This is a genomic window from Sanguibacter sp. Z41_6 (assembly GCF_059621145.1).
On record NZ_JCAQIF010000004.1, the window covers coordinates 49,310 to 69,433 of the forward strand.

Below are 20,124 nucleotides of genomic sequence, written 5' to 3' on the forward strand. Positions count from 1 at the left end.
GGCTCGATGGCCGGTCCTGTGCACTGGTGCACCGGACCGGAGAACGCCCGCCGCTGCCGCTCCCAGCGCCCCACCGATGATCCGGTGGCGCTGACCGAGCCCTCCCCGCGTGGTCGAGCCGGCGCGACATCAGTCACGCGGCGACCTTCGGGGTGGATCTCGTTCACATGAGAGCCCTACAGTACGGGCACGGTTTCCCACCTTACCGGCGCAGGACCAGATCGTCAAAGGTCAGGTCGCACGTCACACGACCACCCGCTCCTCCCCCGCCGTCGAGCGTGAGACGTCGGGCGGGGACGACTCGGGGCGGCTCCCCCGCAGGAGAGCCGCCCCGTGTCGTCAAGCTCCGTCAGACCTCAGCGGAAGTCCGGACCGAAGTCGATGTCCTCGAGCGGGATCGCCTCGCCGGAGCCCATGCCGAGCGCCGGGAAGTCGATCTCGTCGTACCCGAAGCTCGGGTACAGCTCTGCCTTGGCCTCCTCCGTCGGCTCGACCTTGACGTCGCCGTAGCGCGGAAGGCCGGTACCGGCAGGGATGAGCTTTCCGAGGATGACGTTCTCCTTGAGGCCGAGCAGCGGGTCCCGGCGCCCGCTCATCGCGGCCTCCGTGAGGACACGCGTCGTCTCCTGGAAGGACGCCGCCGACAGCCACGAGTCGGTCGCGAGCGACGCCTTCGTGATGCCCATGAGCTCCGGACGGCCGGAGGCGGGCTGACCACCCTCGGCCACGGCACGCCGGTTGGCGTCCTCGAAGCGACCACGCTCGGCCAGCTCTCCGGGAAGGAGGATCGAGTCGCCCGAGTCGAGCACCGTCACGCGCCGCAGCATCTGCCGCACGATGACCTCGATGTGCTTGTCGTGGATGTCCACGCCCTGGGAGCGGTAGACCATCTGGACCTCGTCCACGAGGTGCTTCTGCGTGGCACGGGGGCCGAGGATGCGCAGGACCTTCTTCGGGTCCACCGCACCCTGCACGAGCCGCTCACCGACCTCGACGTGCTGGCCGTCCTCGACGAGCAGACGCGACCGCTTCGTCACCGGGTAGGCGATCTCCTCGGACCCGTCGTCCGGGGTGAGGACGAGCCGGCGCGTGCGCTCCGTGTCGTCGATCGCGATCCGACCGGAGAACTCCGCGATCGGCGCCTCACCCTTGGGGGTGCGGGCCTCGAAGAGCTCCGTGACACGCGGCAGACCCTGCGTGATGTCGTCGGCCGATGCCACACCACCGGTGTGGAACGTACGCATGGTCAGCTGCGTGCCGGGCTCACCGATGGACTGGGCGGCGATGATGCCGACCGCCTCACCGATGTCGACGAGCTTGCCCGTCGCGAGCGACCGGCCGTAGCACTTCGCACACGTGCCGACACGCGACTCGCACGTGAGGACCGAGCGCACCTTGAGCGTGGTCACGCCGGCTGCGAGCAGCGCGTCGATGAGCACGTCCCCGACGTCGTCGCCGGCGTCGCCGATGACGACACCGTCGACCTCGACCCGCGACGCGAGCGTGCGCGAGTAGATGCTCTGCTCGACCTTCTCGTGGCGGACGAGCACACCGTTGCCGATGTCCTCGCTCACCGGGAGGGTCAGGCCTCGCTCCGTGCCGCAGTCCTCCTCGCGGACGATGACGTCCTGCGAGACGTCGACGAGACGACGCGTGAGGTACCCCGAGTCGGCGGTCCGCAGCGCGGTGTCCGCGAGACCCTTACGGGCACCGTGCGTCGCGATGAAGTACTCGAGGACCGACAGGCCCTCGCGGTAGTTCGACTTGATGGGCCGCGGGATGATCTCGCCCTTCGGGTTCGCCACGAGCCCACGCATACCGGCGATCTGGCGGACCTGCATCCAGTTACCACGAGCACCCGAGCCCACCATGCGGTAGACCGTGTTGCGCACGGGGAAGTTGTCCCGCATGGCCGTGGCGACCTCGTCGGTCGCGTTGGTCCAGATCTCGATGAGCTCCTGACGGCGCTCGTCGTCGGTGATCAGACCCTTCTCGAACTGCTGCTGCACCTTGAGCGCACGCGCCTCGTGCGCCTCGAGGATGCCTGCCTTGGCGGCAGGCGTCGCGACGTCGGAGATGGCGATCGTGATGCCGGAGCGGGTCGCCCACCGGAAGCCGGCGGCCTTGAGGGCGTCGAGCGACTCGGCGACCTCGACCTTCGGGTAGGTCTCGGCCAGCTCGTTGACGATCTGCGACAGACGCTTCTTGTCGACGACCGAGTTGACGTACGGGTAGTCGACAGGGAGCAGCTCGTTGAACAGCGCCCGGCCGAGGGTCGTCTTGAACAGCAGCGGGGTGCCCGGCTCCCAGCCCTCCGGTGCCTCGAAGTCCGAGACCGGCGGGACGAGGTCCTCCATGCGGATCGTGATCTGGGCGTTGAGGTCGAGGCTCCCGCCGTCGAAGGCCATGATCGCCTCGGACACCGAGCTGAACGCACGGCCCTCGCCGATCGGGTCGACCTTCTCGGACGTCAGGTGGTAGAGACCGATGATCATGTCCTGGGAGGGCATGGTCACGGGGCGACCGTCGGACGGCTTGAGGATGTTGTTGCTCGAGAGCATGAGGATGCGCGCCTCGGCCTGGGCCTCGGCGGACAGCGGCAGGTGCACAGCCATCTGGTCACCGTCGAAGTCGGCGTTGAACGCCGCACAGACGAGCGGGTGCAGGTGGATGGCCTTGCCCTCGACGAGCTGGGGCTCGAACGCCTGGATACCCAGGCGGTGCAGGGTGGGTGCACGGTTGAGCAGCACGGGGTGCTCGGTGATGACCTCTTCGAGGACGTCCCACACGGCCGACTTCGCACGCTCCACCATGCGCTTGGCGCTCTTGATGTTCTGCGCGTGGTTGAGGTCGACGAGGCGCTTCATGACGAACGGCTTGAAGAGCTCGAGCGCCATCTGCTTGGGCAGACCGCACTGGTGCAGCTTGAGCTGCGGGCCGACGACGATGACCGAACGGCCCGAGTAGTCGACGCGCTTGCCGAGCAGGTTCTGGCGGAAACGCCCCTGCTTGCCCTTGAGCATGTCGGAGATCGACTTGAGCGGACGGTTGCCCGGTCCGGTCACCGGGCGCCCACGGCGCCCGTTGTCGAAGAGGGAGTCCACGGCCTCCTGCAGCATGCGCTTCTCGTTGTTGACGATGATCTCGGGGGCACCGAGGTCGAGAAGACGCTTCAACCGGTTGTTGCGGTTGATGACGCGGCGGTAGAGGTCGTTGAGGTCCGAGGTGGCGAAACGGCCACCGTCGAGCTGGACCATCGGACGCAGGTCCGGCGGGATGACGGGGACGGCGTCGAGCACCATGCCCGTGGGCGAGTTCGTCGTCGTGAGGAACGCGTTGACGACCTTGAGGCGCTTGAGCGCACGGGTCTTGCGCTGTCCCTTGCCGCTGCGGATGATCTCGCGCAGCGACTCCGCCTCGGCGACGAGGTCGAAGTCCTGGAGGCGCTTCTGGATCGCCGCAGCGCCCATCGAGCCCTCGAAGTAGTTGCCGTACCGGTCCTGGAGGGCGCGGTAGAGCATCTCGTCACCCTCGAGGTCCGCGACCTTGAGGTTCTTGAACTTGTCCCAGACCTGCTCGAGACGGTCGAGCTCCGCGTCGGAACGCTTGCGGATCTGCGCCATCTCGCGCTCGGCCGAGTCGCGCACCTTGCGGCGCGCGTCAGCGCGTGCGCCCTCGGCCTCGAGCGCAGCGAGGTCCGCCTCGAGGCGCTGCGCGCGCATCTCGATGTCGTTGTCCCGACGGTCGGTGATCTCCTTGCGCTCCAGGTCGATCTCGTTCTGGAGGTTCGGGAGGTCTTCCTGACGGCCGTCGACGTCGACCGACGTGATCATGTACGCCGCGAAGTAGATGACCTTCTCGAGGTCCTTCGGGGCGAGGTCGAGCAGGTAGCCGAGGCGCGACGGCACACCCTTGAAGAACCAGATGTGGGTGACGGGAGCGGCGAGCTCGATGTGGCCCATGCGCTCACGGCGCACCTTGGAGCGCGTGACCTCGACGCCACACCGCTCGCAGATGATGCCCTTGAAGCGCACGCGCTTGTACTTGCCGCAGTAGCACTCCCAGTCCCGGGTGGGGCCGAAGATCTTCTCGCAGAAGAGGCCGTCCTTCTCGGGCTTGAGCGTGCGGTAGTTGATGGTCTCGGGCTTCTTGACCTCGCCGTGCGACCAGGTACGGATGTCGTCTGCTGTTGCCAGTCCGATACGCAGCTCGTCGAAGACATTGACGTCGAGCAAGGTGGTCCTACTTCCTTCGTCTGCCGGCCTTCCCCGGGACAGTTCCCGGGCCGGCGCGGTGGAGGTACTACATGGTGTCGGTGGGTGACGGGGACGCCGCGCACGGCGTCCCCGTCACTGCCGAGGTCAGATCTCGTCGATGCTTGATGCCGCGTTCGGCCGGCGGGAGAGGTCGATCCCCAGCTCCTCGGCGGCGCGGTACACGTCGTCGTCGGACTCGCGCATCTCGATCGAGGTCCCGTCGCTGGAGAGCACCTCGACGTTCAGGCAGAGGGACTGCATCTCCTTGAGGAGCACCTTGAAGGACTCAGGAATTCCCGAGTCGGGGATGTTCTCGCCCTTGACGATGGCCTCGTAGACCTTCACGCGTCCGGGGACGTCGTCCGACTTGATCGTCAGGAGCTCCTGGAGGGTGTACGCGGCGCCGTACGCCTCGAGCGCCCACACCTCCATCTCGCCGAACCGCTGGCCACCGAACTGCGCCTTACCACCGAGCGGCTGCTGGGTGATCATCGAGTACGGGCCCGTCGACCGTGCGTGGATCTTGTCGTCCACGAGGTGGTGGAGCTTGAGGATGTACATGTAGCCGACGGCCACCGCCTCGGGGAACGGCTCGCCGGAACGGCCGTCGAACAGGCGCGCCTTGCCGTCGGGCTGGACCATGCGCTGGCCGTCCCGGTTGGGCAGGGTGCTCGTGAGGAGCCCGCTGAGCGCGTTCTCCTGCAGGCCGTCGAAGACCGGCGTCGCCACGGGGTTGCGCGGTCCGCTCTTGGACGCGATCTCCGGGACGTCGTCCTTCCAGGAGAGGTCACCCTCCGTGGCGAGCGTGATGTCCCAGCCCTGTGCCGCGATCCACCCGAGGTGGACCTCGAGCACCTGACCGACGTTCATGCGTCCGGGAACACCCATCGGGTTGAGGACGATGTCGACGGGCGTGCCGTCCTCGAGGAACGGCATGTCCTCGACCGGCAGGATCGTCGAGATGACGCCCTTGTTCCCGTGGCGACCAGCGAGCTTGTCACCTGCGGTGATCTTGCGTCGCTGGGCGATGTAGACGCGAACCAGCTCGTTGACGCCGGCGGGCAGCTCGTCGCCGTCCTCGCGACGGAACTCCTTGACGCCGATGACCGTGCCGGACTCCCCGTGAGGAACCTTGAGCGACGTGTCGCGGACCTCACGAGCCTTCTCGCCGAAGATGGCGCGCAGGAGGCGCTCCTCCGGGGTGAGCTCGGTCTCGCCCTTGGGCGTGACCTTCCCGACGAGCACGTCACCGGAGCCGACCTCGGCGCCGATGCGGATGATGCCGCGCTCGTCGAGGTCCGCGAGGACGTCCTCGGAGACGTTCGGGATGTCCCGGGTGATCTCCTCGGGGCCGAGCTTCGTGTCGCGGGCGTCGACCTCGTGCTCCTCGATGTGGATCGAGGACAGGACGTCGTCCTGCACGAGGCGCTGCGACAGGATGATCGCGTCCTCGTAGTTGTGGCCCTCCCAGGACATGAACGCCACGAGGAGGTTGCGGCCCAGGGCCAGCTCTCCCTCGTCCGTGGCAGGACCGTCGGCGAGCACGGAGCCGACCTCGACCCGGGCGCCCTCGTCGACCAGCACGCGCTGGTTGTACGACGTGCCCTGGTTCGAGCGACGGAACTTGGCGACGCGGTAGCTCGTCGTCGTGGCGTCGTCGTTGGCGACGACGATGAGGTCGGCGGAGACCTCGGTGACGACACCCGGCTTCGTCGCGACGATGACGTCACCGGCGTCGATCGCAGCGCGGCGCTCCATACCGGTGCCGACGAGCGGCGCCTCGGAGCGCACCAGCGGGACAGCCTGGCGCTGCATGTTCGCGCCCATGAGCGCGCGGTTGGCGTCGTCGTGCTCGAGGAACGGGATGAGCGCGGTCGCGACCGACACCATCTGGCGCGGCGAGACGTCCATGTAGTCCACTGCCGAACCGAGGATGTCGTCGGTCTCTCCACCCTTGGTGCGCACGAGCACGCGCTCCTGGGCGAACGAGTTGTCCGCGGCGAGCTCCGTGTTGGCCTGGGCGATGACGAAGCGGTCCTCGTCGTCGGCGGTGAGGTAGACGACCTCGTCGCTCACGCGACCGTTCTCGACCTTGCGGTACGGCGTCTCGATGAACCCGAACGGGTTGATCCGGCCGAACGACGCGAGCGAGCCGATGAGGCCGATGTTCGGGCCCTCAGGGGTCTCGATGGGGCACATGCGTCCGTAGTGCGACGGGTGGACGTCACGGACCTCCATGCCGGCGCGGTCACGGGACAGACCACCCGGGCCCAGCGCGGACAGGCGACGCTTGTGCGTCAGTCCGGCGAGCGGGTTGTTCTGGTCCATGAACTGCGACAGCTGCGAGGTGCCGAAGAACTCCTTGATCGATGCCACGACCGGGCGGATGTTGATGAGGGTCTGCGGCGCGATCGCCTCGACGTCCTGCGTCGTCATCCGCTCGCGAACGACGCGCTCCATGCGGGACAGGCCGGTCCGGACCTGGTTCTGGATGAGCTCGCCCACGGCGCGGATACGACGGTTGCCGAAGTGGTCGATGTCGTCGGTCTCGACGCGGACCTCGATCGCCTCACCGTTCTTGGTGCCGGGGATCGTGGCAGCGTCGGCGTGCAGCGCAGCGAGGTACTTGATCGTCGCGACGATGTCCGTCACGGTGAGGACCGAGTCGCTCAGGGGCGCGTCGATGCCGAGCTTCTTGTTCACCTTGTAGCGGCCGACCTTCGCGAGGTCGTAGCGCTTGGAGTTGAAGTAGAAGTTCTCGAGGAGCGAGCGGCCGGCCTCGACCGTCGGCGGCTCGCCCGGACGGATCTTGCGGTAGAGGTCCACGAGGGCCTCTTCCGCCGTGGTGACGTGGTCCTTCTCGAGGGTGTCGAGGATCGACGGGAAGTCGGCGAACTCCTCCCGGATCTCGGACTCGGTGAGGCCGAGCGCCTTGAGCAGCACCGTCACGGACTGCTTGCGCTTGCGGTCGACGCGGACGCCGACGGCGTCCCGCTTGTCGATCTCGAACTCGAGCCAGGCACCGCGGGACGGGATGATCTTCGCGGAGAAGATGTCCTTGTCGCTCGTCTTGTCGGCGGCGCGCTCGAAGTAGACGCCGGGCGAACGGACGAGCTGCGAGACGACCACGCGCTCGGTGCCGTTGATGATGAAGGTGCCGCGGGCGGTCATGAGCGGGAAGTCGCCCATGAAGACCGTCTGGCTCTTGATCTCACCGGTGTTGTAGTTGAAGAACTCGGCCGTGACGAACAGCGGCGCGGCGTAGGTGAAGTCCTTCTCCTTGCACTCCTCGGCCGTGTGCTTGGGCGGCTCGAAGCGGTGGTTGGAGAACGAGAGGGACATCGACGAGCCGAAGTCCTCGATCGGGGAGATCTCCTCGAAGATCTCCTCCAGCCCGGAGGTCGCGGGGACGTCCTGGCGGCCGCTCTCGTTGGCGGCAGCGACGCGGGCGCGCCACTTGTCGTTCCCGAGGAGCCAGTCGAAGCTCTCGGTCTGGAGACCGAGGAGGTCGGGGACCTCGAGCGGTTCGAAGATCTTGGCGAAGGAGACGCGCCGAGACGCGGTGCGGTTCGCGATCGCGTCGGCGGACGGAGCAGAAGGGGTGCGCGAGGCAGCCAAGAGGGGTCCTTCCCTGCGGTTCGAGTGCACGCTGTTGCGCTTTGCGTCCTGCTCGGCCACCCTTGTGGTGTTCGCCGAGGCTCCGAGGGCCGCTCAGCCCTTGTTTTCCAAGGACTTTCGCGTCTCACAGCTCCGCGGACCACCCTTCGAGAACGCCCCGGAGTTCGCTCCGGACTGTCTGAAGGTTGGTCCACCCGGCATCAGGGATGGGTTTTGCAGGCACACGCCAGCGCAAAGCGTTAGCATAGCCGACCGAGTCAAGGATGAGCAACCCGGACGTTCGTGCACGAGCGTGGGACGCCTCAGCGAGGCGTCGGCGGGGCTCCGCGGCGACATACCGACGCCGTGTGCCCGGGCTCGATCTCTGTGCAGACGACGAAGCCCGCACCCCTGGGGGTGCGGGCCTCATCGTCTGCGATGGTGGAGCTGTGGAGCTCAGATCACTTGAGGGTGACCGTGGCGCCGGCGCCCTCGAGGGCAGCCTTGGCCTTCTCGGCCGTCTCCTTGTTAGCAGCCTCGAGGACCGCCTTCGGAGCACCGTCAACGAGGTCCTTCGCCTCCTTCAGGCCGAGGCTCGTGAGGGCGCGCACCTCCTTGATGACCTGGATCTTCTTCTCGCCAGCCGACTCGAGGATGACGTCGAACTCGTCCTTCTCCTCCTCGACCTCGACCGCGGCGGCGGCCGGACCTGCAACGGCGACAGCGGCGGGGGCCGCTGCGGTGACCTCAAAGGTCTCCTCGAACGCCTTCACGAACTCGGAGAGCTCGATGAGGGACAGTTCCTTGAAAGCCTCGATGAGCTCTTCGGTGGTGAGCTTCGCCATGGTCGGCGTTCCTTCCTGGTTGTCCTGCGTGAAGCAGAGGGTGTGGGGTGTGTGCGGTTCCTGGGCGATCCCTGACGGGAAGGCTCAGGACTCGCTGTCCTGCGAAGCCTGCTTCTCGCGCAGGGCGTCGATCGTGCGCACGGCCTTGGAGGCGGGGGCCGTGAAGAGGTATGCCGCCTGGTAGAGCGACGCCTTGAAGACGCCGGCCAGCTGGGCGAGCAGCACCTCGCGGGACTCGAGGTCCGCGAGCTTGTTGATGTCCGCAGCGGTCATCGGGCGCCCGTCGAGGACACCCGCCTTGATGATCAGCTGGGGGTTCGCCTTGGCGAAGTCACGCAGGCCCTTGGCAGCCTCGACCGGGTCCCCGGAGACGAAGGCGATTGCCGACGGCCCGGAGAGGTCGGCGTCAAGTCCTTCGACACCGGCCTCCTTGGCCGCGATCGCGGTCAGCGTGTTCTTCACCACGGCGTAGGTTGCGTTGCCGCTGAGCGACCGACGCAGCTGCTTGAGCTGCGCGACGGTGAGCCCGCGGTACTCAGTCAGCACTGCAGCGTTCGACTCGCGGAACAGGTCCGAGAGCTCCGCGACTGCGGCTGCCTTGTCCGGCCTCGCCATGGCAATCCTTCCGATGGTGGTGCCGCGTGTCTCGCCGGGGATCCCGGCTCCCGCACCACACACAAAAAAGAGCCCCGCGCAGGCGCGGGGCTCGCATCGCACAGCCCTCACGGGCTGCTGCTCTGGTTGCTCTCTCACCTGCGCCGGCCCCCGCTGCGAGCGGAGCTTCGGTCAACTGCGCCCGTTTCTGGGCACGATCGACGACCTGCGGTCTTGGGTACCTCCATAGCGTACGCCACGTCGTCGCCAGGTCCAAACGCCCCCGGTCGACTCCCCCGGCCACAGGGCCGGGCCGTCGGCTCCAGGACGGCACGAAGCCGGGCCCCTCCCAGGGACCCGGCTTCGTGCTGCACTGCCAGCGGGCCTGCGCCCGCGTCACGACACGACCGTCAGGCGGCCTCGTCCTCGCCGAGCAGCTTCGTCGTCTTCGTCTGGTCCACGGGGATGCCGGGGCCCATCGTCGTCGCGAGCGTCGCCCGGGTGATGTAGCGGCCCTTGGAGGAGGACGGCTTGAGACGCAGGACCTCGTCGATCGCTGCGGCGTAGTTCTCCACCAGCTGGTTCTCGGTGAAGGAGACCTTGCCGATGATGAAGTGGAGGTTCGAGTGCTTGTCGACGCGGAACTCGATCTTTCCGCCCTTGATCTCCGTGACAGCCTTCGCCACGTCCATCGTCACGGTGCCGGTCTTCGGGTTCGGCATGAGACCGCGGGGGCCGAGGACCTTACCGAGGCGCCCGACCTTCCCCATGAGGTCCGGCGTCGCGACGGCGGAGTCGAAGTCGGTGAACCCGGCCGCGACCTTCTCGATGAGCTCGTCGCCACCGACGATGTCTGCGCCCGCGGCGCGTGCCTGCTCGGCACGCTCACCCGTGGCGAAGACCAGGACCCGAGCGGTCTTGCCGGTGCCGTGGGGCAGGTTGACGGTGCCACGGACCATCTGGTCCGCCTTGCGGGGGTCGACGCCGAGGCGGAAGGCGACCTCGACGGTCGCGTCCCACTTGGTGACCGAGGTCTCCTTCGCGAGACGCACGGCCTCGAGGGGCGTGTACAGGTTGTCGCGATCGATCTTCTCCGCCGCGTTGCGGTATGCCTTGCTGCGCGTTGCCATCTGCTTGTTCTCCTTGTAGCAGTCGTGGTCTACGGGTCCGCGCGGACCCTGCCACTCTCCAGCGGGCCTACGGCCTGCCGGACGGATGTGAATGAGGTGCTGAAGGTCAGCCTTCGACCTTGATGCCCATGGAGCGAGCGGTGCCGGCGATGATCTTCGAGGCAGCCTCGAGGTCGTTGGCGTTGAGGTCCTCGAGCTTCGTGGAGGCGATCTCGCGGACCTGGTCGGCCGAGAGGGTCGCGACCTTGACCGTGTGCGGGGTGGGCGAACCCTTGTCCACGCCAGCGGCCTTCTTGATGAGCTCCGCTGCAGGCGGCGTCTTCGTGATGAAGGTGAAGGTGCGGTCTTCGTAGACCGTGATCTCCACGGGCACGACGTTGCCACGCTGCGACTCGGTCGCGGCGTTGTACGCCTTGCAGAACTCCATGATGTTGACGCCGTGCTGACCGAGCGCGGGGCCGATCGGGGGTGCCGGCGTGGCAGCGCCGGCCTTGATCTGGAGCTTGATCAGCCCAGATACCTTCTTCTTGGGAGGCATGTCGGGTCCTTCGTGTTCTGACTCAGTAGATGACGACGCCGCACGGCGCCGTCCGCTCGCTCAGGATCAGATCTTGGCAACCTGGCTGAACGACAGCTCGACCGGGGTCTCCCGGCCGAAGATCGACACCAGCACCTTGAGCTTCTGGCTCTCGGCGTTGATCTCGGAGATCGAGGCGGGCAGCGTGTCGAACGGCCCGTCGGTGACGGTGACGGACTCCCCGACCTGGTACTCGACCTCGATCGCGGGACGCCCTTCGGCACCCTTGCTCGTGCCGTCCGCCTTGGGGGCGATGAGCGGCGCGAGCATGCCGAAGACCTCGTCCTGGGTCAGCGGCACCGGCTGGTGGGTGTGTCCCACGAACCCGGTGACGCCGGGCGTGTGGCGCACGGCGCCCCACGACTCGTCGGTGAGGTCCATGCGCACGAGGACGTAACCGGGGATCCGAACGCGGCGGACGACCTTCTTCTGCGCGTTCTTGATCTCGGTGACCTCCTCCATCGGAACCTCGATCTGGAAGATGTAGTCCTCCATGTTGAGGCTCTGGATGCGGTTCTCGAGGTTGGCCTTGACCCGGTTCTCGTAACCCGCGTAGGAGTGGATGACGAACCAGTCACCGGGCTTGGAGCGCAGCTCGCGCTTGAAGGCCTCGACCGGGTCCTCCTCGACGTCCTCGTCAGCAGCGACGTCGCTGCCTGCGGTCTCGTCGACGGGCTCGGCGTCGGTCGCGGGAACCTCGTCCGAGGCGTCCAGCTCACCGGCATCCACGTCCTCGGACGTGGCAACGGTCGCATCCGCGCTCTCGGCATCGGACACGACGGCGTCGACGATCTCCTCCGTCGGTTCGAACGACTCCTGAGACACGGGTCAACCTGCTTTCTACTGACTGTCCGAGAACCTGCCCGGACGGACTGTGGTGTGGTGCGGCGCGGACCGCGGCCCGGCGTCGCGCTGTTCGTACCCGGCACCCGCAGGGCCAGGCGTCGTCGGGACGACGGCTGGCGTCAGCCGAACACCCAGAAGACACCCTTGCCGATGAGGAAGTCCAGCAGGACGACGAATCCCATCGCGACGAGCACGAAGACGATCACGACCAGCACGTAGTTGAACAGCTCCGAGCGGGTCGGGGTGACGACCTTCTTGAGCTCCCCGACGACCTGGCGCAGGAAGAGGGCGACCCGCGCGAAGAAGTTGGCCTTCTTCTGCGTGGACTTCTTGTCGCTGCTCTTCGCTCCGCTGACGCCGACGCTCTCGGCGTTGGCGGCACCAGATGCGGATTCGCTCACTGTTCGTCCCTACGTCGTGGCCTGTGTCATCACGTGCCCATGACCTCGTCTCCCCCATGACGGGGGCAGCGCCACGACCGACCCGAGGTCGGTGATGACACTCAGCAGGGCAGACAGGACTCGAACCTGCAACCTGCGGTTTTGGAGACCGCTGCGCTACCAATTGCGCCACTACCCTTTGAGGACGACATCCAGTATCCACGGCTGCGAGATACCCTCGCGGGCACGCTGCAGTGTGGTGGACGTCAACCACCGATTGACCACTGTACGCGACGGCGGTCCCCCGGTCTAACCAGCGTCGCTTCCCGCGGCCGGACCGGGGCGAGAAGCGAGCCAGCGGGCCTCCCCTGCCGACCATGTCCACCGATCGACTGACCCGCCCCTCCACCGGTGGGCGCGGCGCAGATCCCGCCGGTCCACGGCTGCCGCGAGCACCCGTCAACGGAGCATGCTGGTCCCATGACACAGACCACTCCCGCTCCGGCCATCGAGGTCAAGGGACTGACGAAGACGTACGGGGACCGTCACGCTGTCGCCGGCGTCGACCTCACGGTCCGCGCCGGCGAGATCTTCGCGATCCTCGGACCCAACGGCGCCGGAAAGACGACGACCGTCGAGATCCTCGAAGGCTTCCGGCAGGCGACCACCGGGCACGTCCGGGTGCTCGGTGAGGACCCCGCTGTCGCGGGCCGGGCCTGGCGCAGCCGCATCGGCGTCGTGCTCCAGGACTCCCGCGACCAGCCCGAGCTCAGCGTCCGCGAGCTCCTGCGGCACGTCGCCACGTACTACCCCGACGCCCGGGACGCTGACGAGGTGATCGAGTCCGTCGGCCTCACGGACAAGGCCACGGACCGCGTGCGCCACCTGTCCGGTGGCCAGCGACGCAGGCTCGACGTCGGCCTGGGCATCGTCGGGCGGCCCGAGCTGCTCTTCCTCGACGAGCCCACGACCGGCTTCGACCCGCACGCGCGGCGGAGCTTCTGGGACCTCATCTCGTCCCTGCGCGACGGTGGGACCACCATCGTCCTGACGACCCACTACCTCGACGAGGCAGCGCACCTCGCGGACCGCGCCGCCGTCGTCCGGGCCGGCCGTGTCGTCGCGCTCGACGCCCCGGACCAGCTGGGGGGCCCCGGAGCCCGCCTCACGACCGTCCGCTGGCAGCAGGACGGGCAGAGCAGGTCCGAGGCGACCGACCAGCCGACAGCCCTCGTGGCCCGGCTCGCCCGGGAGGTGGCCGGACCCGACGGGGAGGTCCCCGGCCTGCAGGTCGTCCGGCCGAGCCTCGAAGACGTCTACCTGTCCCTCATCGCCCAGGCCGACGACGCGGACGCGCCGTCCCGGCCCGGCACCGCACAGGAGGTCTCACGATGACCGCGACCCACGTACCCCAGCGCCGCGACGCCGCGAGCAGCGGCCAGCCCACCCGCCTGCCGAGCACGGCGAAGCTCGGATGGGAACGCACCCGGGTGGAGATCACGACGTTCTTCCGGGAGCGTGACGCGCTCGTCTTCATCTTCGCCTACCCCATCATCATGCTGGCGATCTTCGCGACCGTCTTCGGCAAGGACGGGGCGACGCTGGGCGACCCTGCCGACGGGGCGGTCGTGCCCTTCGCCCAGTACTTCCTCCCTGGCATGATCGCCACCGGCATCATGCTCACGACGTTCCAGACGCTCGCGATCAACATCGCCGTCGAACGGGACGAGGGGACCCTCAAACGCCTCCAGGCCACGCCCTTGTCCCCGACGAGCTACATCCTCGGGAAGATCGGGCAGGTCCTCGTCGTCTCGCTCGTCCAGCTCGCGCTCCTGCTCGTGGTCGCCGCGCTCGTCTTCGACGTCCCCATGCCGTCGACCCCCGGCGCCTGGAGCACCTTCGCCTGGGTCTTCGTGCTCTCGGCGACGACCGGCGCCGTGTGCGGCATCGGGTTCTCGTCGTTGCCCGGCAGCGGCAGGTCCGCGAGCGCCGTCGTGACACCGGTGGTCCTCGTCCTGCAGTTCGTGTCGGGGGTGTTCTTCGTGTTCACCGACCTGCCGAGCTGGATGCAGCGGATCGCCGAGGTGTTCCCCCTCAAGTGGATGGCCCAGGGCATGCGCTCGGTGTTCCTCCCCGAGCACGCTGCGGCGTGGGAGGCGTCGGGGTCCTGGCAGCACACGACGACGGCCCTCATCCTTGGTGCATGGCTGATCCTCGGACTCCTCGTCGGTGTGCGGACCTTCCGGTGGCGACGCCGTGACGACGGCTGACGCGGCGCACCTCGCCGGTCCGCCGACCCGCACCCACCCGGGCGCGGCGTCGGACGGACGTCACGTGCAGCGCGAGGCCGCGTCCTGGTCGCGGGTGCTGCGCTACTGGCACCTGGCGTTCTACGGTCTCGTGGCCATCGCCGCCGGGTCCCTGGTCGCGGGCGCTTCCGACCGCCCGGCCGGCTGGGGCACCGGGCTCACCACCTCGCTCGTCGCGCTGGCCGTCCTCGTCGTCGTGTACGCGTCGGTGGGCAGGCGGGCCGTCGAGACCGAGAACCTCCGCAGCGGCGCGCTGTACCTGGGCGTCCTGTTCGCGGTGACGGGCTTCGTCACCGGCATCGACCCGCTCGGCACCGTGCTGCTGTTCGTCGCGTACTCGCAGGTGTGGCTCCTCGCACCCACGACGCGGTCGGGGGTGTACCTCTGCATCGTCCTCACGGCGGTGGTCACCCTCGCGCTGCTGTTCCGGCTGCGCGACTCGGGAGAGCACCCCGCCGTCATCGTCTTCCAGATGCTGCTCGGGCTGGCGTTCGCCCTCCTCATGGGGATCTGGCTGCGGACCGTGATCTCCCAGGGCACCGCCCAGGTCCAGCTCCTCGACGACCTCGAGGCCGCCCAGGCGGAGGTGGGACGACGCCAGCACGCCGCGGGGGTCGCCGCTGAGCGCGAGCGGCTCGCCCGCGAGATCCACGACACCCTCGCCCAGGGCTTCACGAGCGTCATCATGCTCACGCAGACGGCAGGGATCGACCTCGAGCGCGGGGCGGTCGCCGCCGTCGCCCAACGGCTCGATCTCATCGAGCGCACGGCGCGGGAGAACCTCGCCGAAGCGCGGTCGCTCGTCGCGGCCTTCGCACCACCGCCCCTGCAGGGATCGAGCCTCGGGCAGGCGCTGACCCGGCTCGTCGAGGGCTTCGAGGACGAGACGGGCGTTCCCGTGGCGGCATCGGTGGACGTCCCGGACGACGCGGCGGGACCGACCCTGCCTCCGGGCGGGGACGTCGTGCTCCTGCGCGCCGCGCAGGAGTCGCTCTCGAACGTCCGGCGCCATGCCCGGGCGACGTCCGCGACGCTCGAGCTGCGGTTGACCACGAGCGGCGCGACGCTCGTGGTCGAGGACGACGGCGTGGGGATCGACCCTGGCATGAGCGAGGGGTTCGGCCTGCAGGGCATGCGCGAGCGTGTCGCGGCCTACGGTGGGTCCGTGCAGATCACCTCCCGCCGCCTGACAGACCCCAGCGACGCCCCGGAGCACCCCGGGCCCCGGCGTGGCACCCGGGTGCACGTCACGGTTCCCGGTGCCCACCATGGCGACCACGCACACGCGGTGCACGCCGGTGTGTGACGCCCGGGGAACCGTCCGGGTGCTCGTCGTCGACGACCACCCCGTGGTGCGCGCCGGGATCGCCGGTCTGCTCGCGGCCGAACCGGACATCGAGGTCGTCGGCGAGGCCGAGGACGGCCAGCAGGGCGTGGCGCTCGCGCGCGAGCTCGCGCCCGACGTCGTGCTCACCGACCTGCGCATGCCTGTGCTCGACGGCGTCGCCGCGACGCGGGCCATCCGCGCCCTGCCGGCCCCACCACGGGTGGTGGTGCTCACCACCTACGAGACCGACTCGGAGATCCTGCGGGCGGTCGAGGCCGGTGCCACCGGCTACCTGCTCAAGGACACTCCCCGTGCCGAGCTCGTCGCCGGTGTCCGGGCAGCTGCGCGCGGCCAGACGGTGCTCGCGCCGTCGGTCGCCACCCGCCTCGTCACGCAGATGCGTGGCGAGGACGAGCGCCTCACCGCCCGGGAGATCGAGGTGCTCGGCGCCGTCGCGCGCGGGCTGAGCAACCCCGCGATCGGGCGGGAGCTGTTCATCGCCGAGGCAACCGTCAAGACGCACCTGCTGCGGATCTTCGGCAAGCTCGGCGTGGACAGCCGGACGCTCGCCGTCACACGGGCGATGGAACGGGGGATCCTGCCCGCCCCCCGATGACGGGTTCCTAGACGGCGTGGGCCGGCAGGGATGCCGCCAGCGTACGGCCGAGGGCCTCCGCCCAGGTGCGGACCGCATCAAGGTCACGCGCGTCGCCGTAGGTACCGCGCGCGGCGAGGATGGCGGCACGCTCGGCCAGGGAGAGCTGGAGCACGTCGAGGTTGCCCGGGAAGTACTGGTGCGCCTCCGGTTGCACCGCCACATTCTCGACGGTCGGGAGCGTCACGGCGGGGGCCTTCCCGGACAGGCCCGAGGAGAACAACCAGACGCGACGACCGGGGAGCTGCCGGGCGACGCGGTCGACCATGTCCCGTGCCGCGGGGAGCCACTGCCCCAGGTAGATCGCCGACCCGACGACAAGGGCGTCGTAGTGCCCGACGTCGTAGACGTCCTCGGGGTCGATCTGGTCGACATCGACACCGTGGTGCGCCAGGGATCTCGCGATGACGGTCGCGATCTCCCGCGTCGAACCGTGCCGTGACGCTGCGCTCACCAGAGCTCGCATGGTGTCTCCTTGGTCGTCGTGCCGGCACGCGTCTGCGCGCGTCGTCCCTCCATCGTCCCGCCGCACCGCTCGGGGATCGTGGGCCGGAAGTCCCGGTTGCTGTCAGAATCGGGGAATGCGCCACCCGTCCTTCCCCGCACCCCAGGTTCCAGGAGATCAGCGGTGCGGCGGCGGCCGTCGGGATCTGCGGACCCTGCCCAAGGCCCACCTGCACCTGCACTTCACCGGGTCCATGCGCAAGGAGACTCTCGCCGACCTCGCCGCGGTGTACGGCATCCGGCTGCCCAGCGCCCTCCTCGACGCCGACCCTGTGCTGTTCCCGGCCGACGAGCGGGGCTGGTTCCGGTTCCAGCGGCTGTACGACGCGGCACGTGCCTGCGTGCGGTCGGCCGACGACATGCGCCGGATCGTGCTGGAAGCGGCTGAGGACGACGCCGCCGAAGGCTCCGGCAGGCTGGAGATCCAGGTCGACCCGACGTCGTACGCGCCGTTCGTCGGCGGGCTCACACCCGCGCTCGAGGTGGTGCTCGACGCCGCGCGCACGGCGACCCAGACCTGGGGCACCGAGGTCGCGGTGATCGTCGCCTCGTCGCGCATGCGGCACCCCCTCGAGGCGCGGACCCTCGCCCGGCTCGCTGCGCGGTACGCCGGCGACGGTCCGGGAGAGGTCGTGGGGTTCGGCCTGAGCAACGACGAGCGCCGGGGCACGACGCCGGACTTCGGCCCCGCGTTCGCCATCGCGCGCCGTGCCGGTCTGGCGTCCGTGCCGCACGGCGGCGAGCTCCTCGGCCCCGACCACATCCATGAGGTCGTCGAGAACCTGCGGCCCGACCGGCTCGGCCACGGCGTGCGCGCCATCGAGGACCGTGAGGTGCTCGCGACCCTCGTCGCGAACGACGTCGCGCTCGAGGTCAACCCGGCGTCCAACGTCTCCCTCGGTGTGTACGCCGAGCACGCGGCCGTGCCGCTGCGGGCACTGGTGGAGGCAGGGGCCGTCGTCGCGCTCGGTGCCGACGACCCGCTGCTGTTCGGCTCGCGGCTCGTCGCACAGTACGAGACGGCGCGGGACGTGCACGGCTTCTCCGACGCCGAGCTCGCCGCGCTCGCCCGCTCGTCGATCACCGCGAGCCGAGCGTCAGCGGCCACGAAGGCCCGGCTCCTCGCGGGTGTCGACGACTGGCTGGCGACGCCCGGCGAGCGGTGACGGTCGATCGGGTGGGCAGCGGAGCGGCAGCAGACCGGCCCGGACTCGCCGCGGGTGCGCGCACGCTCAGCGAGCTGGACGCGCTCGTCACCGGGTGCTTCGCCTGCCCGCGCCTCGTCGCGTGGCGTGAGCACGTCGGTGAGGTGCGGCGGGCGGCGTTCCGCGACGAGGAGTACTGGGCACGGCCGGTGCCGAGCTTCGGCGACGAGGCCGCCCGCGTGGTCGTCGTCGGGCTGGCGCCAGCGGCGCACGGCGGCAACCGCACCGGTCGGATGTTCACGGGTGACCGCAGCGGGGACTTCCTCTTCGCTGCCCTGCACCGCGCCGGCTACGCCTCCCAGCCGACGTCCGTACGCGCCGACGACGGGCTCACGCTCCGTGACGTCCGTCTCGTCGCACCCGTGCACTGCGCCCCGCCGGACAACAAACCGACGCCCAGCGAACGTCACCGCTGTGCGCCGTACCTGGGCCGTGAGCTCGAGCTGCTCTCCTCGACGCTGCGCGTCGCTGTCGTCCTCGGAGCGTTCGGCTGGCAGGCGCTCCTCGCCACCCTGCAGGACCTGAACTGGTCGGTTCCCCGCCCCCGGCCGGTGTTCGGCCACGGTACGGAGGTGCTCATCCGGCACCCCGATGGACGTAGGCTCGTCGTGCTCGGCTGCTTCCACGTGAGCCAGCAGAACACCTTCACCGGCCGGCTCACGCCCGCGATGATCGACGACGTCCTCGACCGGGCGCGTGAGGTCACGCGGAGCCCGACCACGGATCCGTCCTCAGATCCGTCCTGAGATCCGGGAACCATCCCACGCGGCGCGCCGTTGATCCCTTACCTGTCACGTACCCGAGAAAGCGGTAACCCATGGAGGTCACACCTCTTGTCTGGACCCTGACGATCCTCGCGATCCTCGGGCTCCTCGCGTTCGACTTCTTCTTCCACGTCCGCAAGGCGCACATCCCCACCCTCCCCGAGGCGGCCAAGTGGTCGGCGATCTACGTCGGCCTCGCCCTCGTGTTCGGAGTGGGCGTGTGGGTGTTCGGCGGCTCCACGGCGGGCGCCGAGTACTTCGCGGGGTACGTCACCGAGAAGGCGCTGTCCGTCGACAACCTCTTCGTGTTCCTCATCATCATGGCGAGCTTCAAGGTGCCGCGCGAGGACCAGCAGAAGGTGCTGCTGTTCGGCATCGTCTTCGCCCTCATCGCTCGTAGCGCCTTCATCTTCGCCGGGGCCGCGCTCGTCAACCGGTTCTCCGCAGTGTTCTACATCTTCGGCGCCATCCTGCTCGTCACCGCGGTGAAGATGCTCAAGCCCGAGAACGAGGACGAGCCGACGGCGGACAACTTCATCATCCGCCTCGCCAAGAAGGTCTTCCACACCACGGACTACTACGACGGCGACAAGCTGTTCACCATGCACAACGGGCGCCGCGCGCTCACCCCGATGCTGCTCGTCATGGTGGCCATCGGTGGCACGGACATCCTCTTCGCCCTCGACTCGATCCCCGCGATCTTCGGCCTCACGCAGGACGTGTTCATCGTGTTCACGGCGACAGCGTTCTCGCTCATGGGGCTGCGCCAGCTGTTCTTCCTCATCGACGGCCTGCTCGACCGGCTCATCTACCTGTCGTACGGACTCGCCGCGATCCTCGGGTTGATCGGTGTCAAGCTCGTGCTGCACGCGCTCCACGAGAACACGTTGCCGTTCATCAACGGTGGCGAGCACGTCGAGGTCTTCGAGATCAGCACCGGGCTGTCGCTGTCCGTCATCGTGGGGGTGCTCACCCTCACCGTGCTCGCGTCCCTGCTGAGCCCGGCCGGCAAGGCGCACGCAGCCAAGACGGCCCAGGAGCGAGCGGCTGGCCCGTCGCACGCCGAGGAGGCCGCCAAGATCACCGACGAGACGCCGCTGGGGAGCGCGCGCTCGTCCGACTGACGTCCGCCCCA

The 20,124-nt window shown here is 68.8% G+C and carries 16 protein-coding genes and 1 tRNA gene; 7 read left to right on the plus strand and 10 right to left on the minus strand.

Going from position 1 to position 20,124, the window contains the following annotated elements; genetic code table 11:
- Positions 1-356: 356 nt before the first annotated feature.
- From AC54T1_RS10405 to AC54T1_RS10445, 9 genes are all read right to left on the minus strand, one after another.
- Positions 357-4,235, minus strand: a complete 3,879-nt coding sequence (locus AC54T1_RS10405; RefSeq protein WP_484345682.1) for a DNA-directed RNA polymerase subunit beta' — start codon at positions 4,233-4,235, stop codon at positions 357-359.
- A gap of 126 nt (positions 4,236-4,361) precedes the next feature.
- Positions 4,362-7,874 carry a DNA-directed RNA polymerase subunit beta gene (gene rpoB, locus AC54T1_RS10410; RefSeq protein WP_496911886.1) on the minus strand — a complete coding sequence of 1,171 codons (3,513 nt, stop codon included), beginning with the start codon at positions 7,872-7,874 and terminating at the stop codon, positions 4,362-4,364.
- 440 nt (positions 7,875-8,314) lie between these two features.
- Complete coding sequence (gene rplL / locus AC54T1_RS10415; protein ID WP_484345680.1) at positions 8,315-8,698, minus strand: 50S ribosomal protein L7/L12; 384 nt, start codon at positions 8,696-8,698, stop codon at positions 8,315-8,317.
- Positions 8,699-8,782: 84 nt separating this feature from the next.
- On the minus strand, positions 8,783-9,313 hold the full coding sequence (rplJ, locus tag AC54T1_RS10420) for a 50S ribosomal protein L10 (protein ID WP_484345679.1): 531 nt from the start codon (positions 9,311-9,313) through the stop codon (positions 8,783-8,785).
- A gap of 389 nt (positions 9,314-9,702) precedes the next feature.
- On the minus strand, positions 9,703-10,422 hold the full coding sequence (gene rplA / locus AC54T1_RS10425; RefSeq protein ID WP_484345678.1) for a 50S ribosomal protein L1: 720 nt from the start codon (positions 10,420-10,422) through the stop codon (positions 9,703-9,705).
- Positions 10,423-10,528: 106 nt separating this feature from the next.
- Entirely contained in the window at positions 10,529-10,960 is a 432-nt protein-coding gene (gene rplK / locus AC54T1_RS10430; protein WP_484345677.1) for a 50S ribosomal protein L11, read from the minus strand.
- Between the two features lie 66 nt (positions 10,961-11,026).
- Positions 11,027-11,824 (minus strand): transcription termination/antitermination protein NusG, encoded by a 798-nt coding sequence (nusG, locus tag AC54T1_RS10435; protein ID WP_496911887.1) that lies wholly within the window; start codon positions 11,822-11,824, stop codon positions 11,027-11,029.
- A gap of 140 nt (positions 11,825-11,964) precedes the next feature.
- On the minus strand, positions 11,965-12,246 hold the full coding sequence (gene secE, locus AC54T1_RS10440) for a preprotein translocase subunit SecE (RefSeq protein ID WP_484345675.1): 282 nt from the start codon (positions 12,244-12,246) through the stop codon (positions 11,965-11,967).
- A gap of 105 nt (positions 12,247-12,351) precedes the next feature.
- Positions 12,352-12,424: transfer RNA gene (locus AC54T1_RS10445), tRNA-Trp, on the minus strand.
- Between the two features lie 281 nt (positions 12,425-12,705).
- On the opposite strand from AC54T1_RS10445, the gene AC54T1_RS10450 reads away from it, so the two are divergent.
- The 4 genes from AC54T1_RS10450 to AC54T1_RS10465 are packed head-to-tail and all read left to right on the plus strand — an operon-like array spanning position 12,706 to position 16,477.
- The gene (locus tag AC54T1_RS10450; protein WP_496911888.1) at positions 12,706-13,620 is read left to right on the plus strand and encodes an ABC transporter ATP-binding protein; all 915 of its coding nucleotides are present in this window, start codon (positions 12,706-12,708) and stop codon (positions 13,618-13,620) included.
- A complete protein-coding gene (locus tag AC54T1_RS10455; protein ID WP_496911889.1) occupies positions 13,617-14,495 on the plus strand; it encodes an ABC transporter permease in 879 nt (292 codons plus the stop codon). Before AC54T1_RS10450 ends, AC54T1_RS10455 begins: the two co-directional genes overlap by 4 nt.
- Positions 14,482-15,840: a sensor histidine kinase gene (locus AC54T1_RS10460; protein ID WP_496911890.1), complete on the plus strand. Its 1,359-nt coding sequence runs from the start codon at positions 14,482-14,484 to the stop codon at positions 15,838-15,840. Before AC54T1_RS10455 ends, AC54T1_RS10460 begins: the two co-directional genes overlap by 14 nt.
- A complete protein-coding gene (locus AC54T1_RS10465; protein WP_484345671.1) occupies positions 15,803-16,477 on the plus strand; it encodes a response regulator in 675 nt (224 codons plus the stop codon). Before AC54T1_RS10460 ends, AC54T1_RS10465 begins: the two co-directional genes overlap by 38 nt.
- 7 nt (positions 16,478-16,484) lie before the next feature.
- Here AC54T1_RS10465 and AC54T1_RS10470 read toward each other — a convergent pair whose 3' ends face one another.
- Positions 16,485-16,982 (minus strand): flavodoxin domain-containing protein, encoded by a 498-nt coding sequence (locus AC54T1_RS10470; RefSeq protein WP_484345670.1) that lies wholly within the window; start codon positions 16,980-16,982, stop codon positions 16,485-16,487.
- Between the two features lie 232 nt (positions 16,983-17,214).
- Between AC54T1_RS10470 and AC54T1_RS10475 the strand changes: the two genes are divergently transcribed.
- The 3 genes from AC54T1_RS10475 (at position 17,215) to AC54T1_RS10485 (ending at position 20,113) form a co-directional block, all read left to right on the plus strand.
- Positions 17,215-18,186: an adenosine deaminase gene (locus AC54T1_RS10475; RefSeq protein WP_496912068.1), complete on the plus strand. Its 972-nt coding sequence runs from the start codon at positions 17,215-17,217 to the stop codon at positions 18,184-18,186.
- Between the two features lie 11 nt (positions 18,187-18,197).
- Positions 18,198-18,971, plus strand: a complete 774-nt coding sequence (locus AC54T1_RS10480) for a uracil-DNA glycosylase (protein WP_496911891.1) — start codon at positions 18,198-18,200, stop codon at positions 18,969-18,971.
- A gap of 71 nt (positions 18,972-19,042) precedes the next feature.
- A complete protein-coding gene (locus AC54T1_RS10485; protein ID WP_484345668.1) occupies positions 19,043-20,113 on the plus strand; it encodes a TerC family protein in 1,071 nt (356 codons plus the stop codon).
- The last annotated feature ends 11 nt before the right edge of the window (positions 20,114-20,124 follow it).

What these genes read in the sequence shown, in the direction of transcription:
- rplL (WP_484345680.1), bottom strand. Translation starts at nt 8,698, where the DNA reads ATGGCGAAGCTCACCACCGAAGAGCTCATCGAGGCTTTCAAGGAACTG.
- rplJ (WP_484345679.1), bottom strand. Translation starts at nt 9,313, where the DNA reads ATGGCGAGGCCGGACAAGGCAGCCGCAGTCGCGGAGCTCTCGGACCTG.
- rplA (WP_484345678.1), bottom strand. Translation starts at nt 10,422, where the DNA reads ATGGCAACGCGCAGCAAGGCATACCGCAACGCGGCGGAGAAGATCGAT.
- rplK (WP_484345677.1), bottom strand. Translation starts at nt 10,960, where the DNA reads ATGCCTCCCAAGAAGAAGGTATCTGGGCTGATCAAGCTCCAGATCAAG.
- AC54T1_RS10450 (WP_496911888.1), top strand. Translation starts at nt 12,706, where the DNA reads ATGACACAGACCACTCCCGCTCCGGCCATCGAGGTCAAGGGACTGACG.
- AC54T1_RS10455 (WP_496911889.1), top strand. Translation starts at nt 13,617, where the DNA reads ATGACCGCGACCCACGTACCCCAGCGCCGCGACGCCGCGAGCAGCGGC.
- AC54T1_RS10465 (WP_484345671.1), top strand. Translation starts at nt 15,803, where the DNA reads ATGGCGACCACGCACACGCGGTGCACGCCGGTGTGTGACGCCCGGGGA.
- AC54T1_RS10470 (WP_484345670.1), bottom strand. Translation starts at nt 16,982, where the DNA reads ATGCGAGCTCTGGTGAGCGCAGCGTCACGGCACGGTTCGACGCGGGAG.
- AC54T1_RS10475 (WP_496912068.1), top strand. Translation starts at nt 17,215, where the DNA reads ATGCGCAAGGAGACTCTCGCCGACCTCGCCGCGGTGTACGGCATCCGG.
- AC54T1_RS10485 (WP_484345668.1), top strand. Translation starts at nt 19,043, where the DNA reads ATGGAGGTCACACCTCTTGTCTGGACCCTGACGATCCTCGCGATCCTC.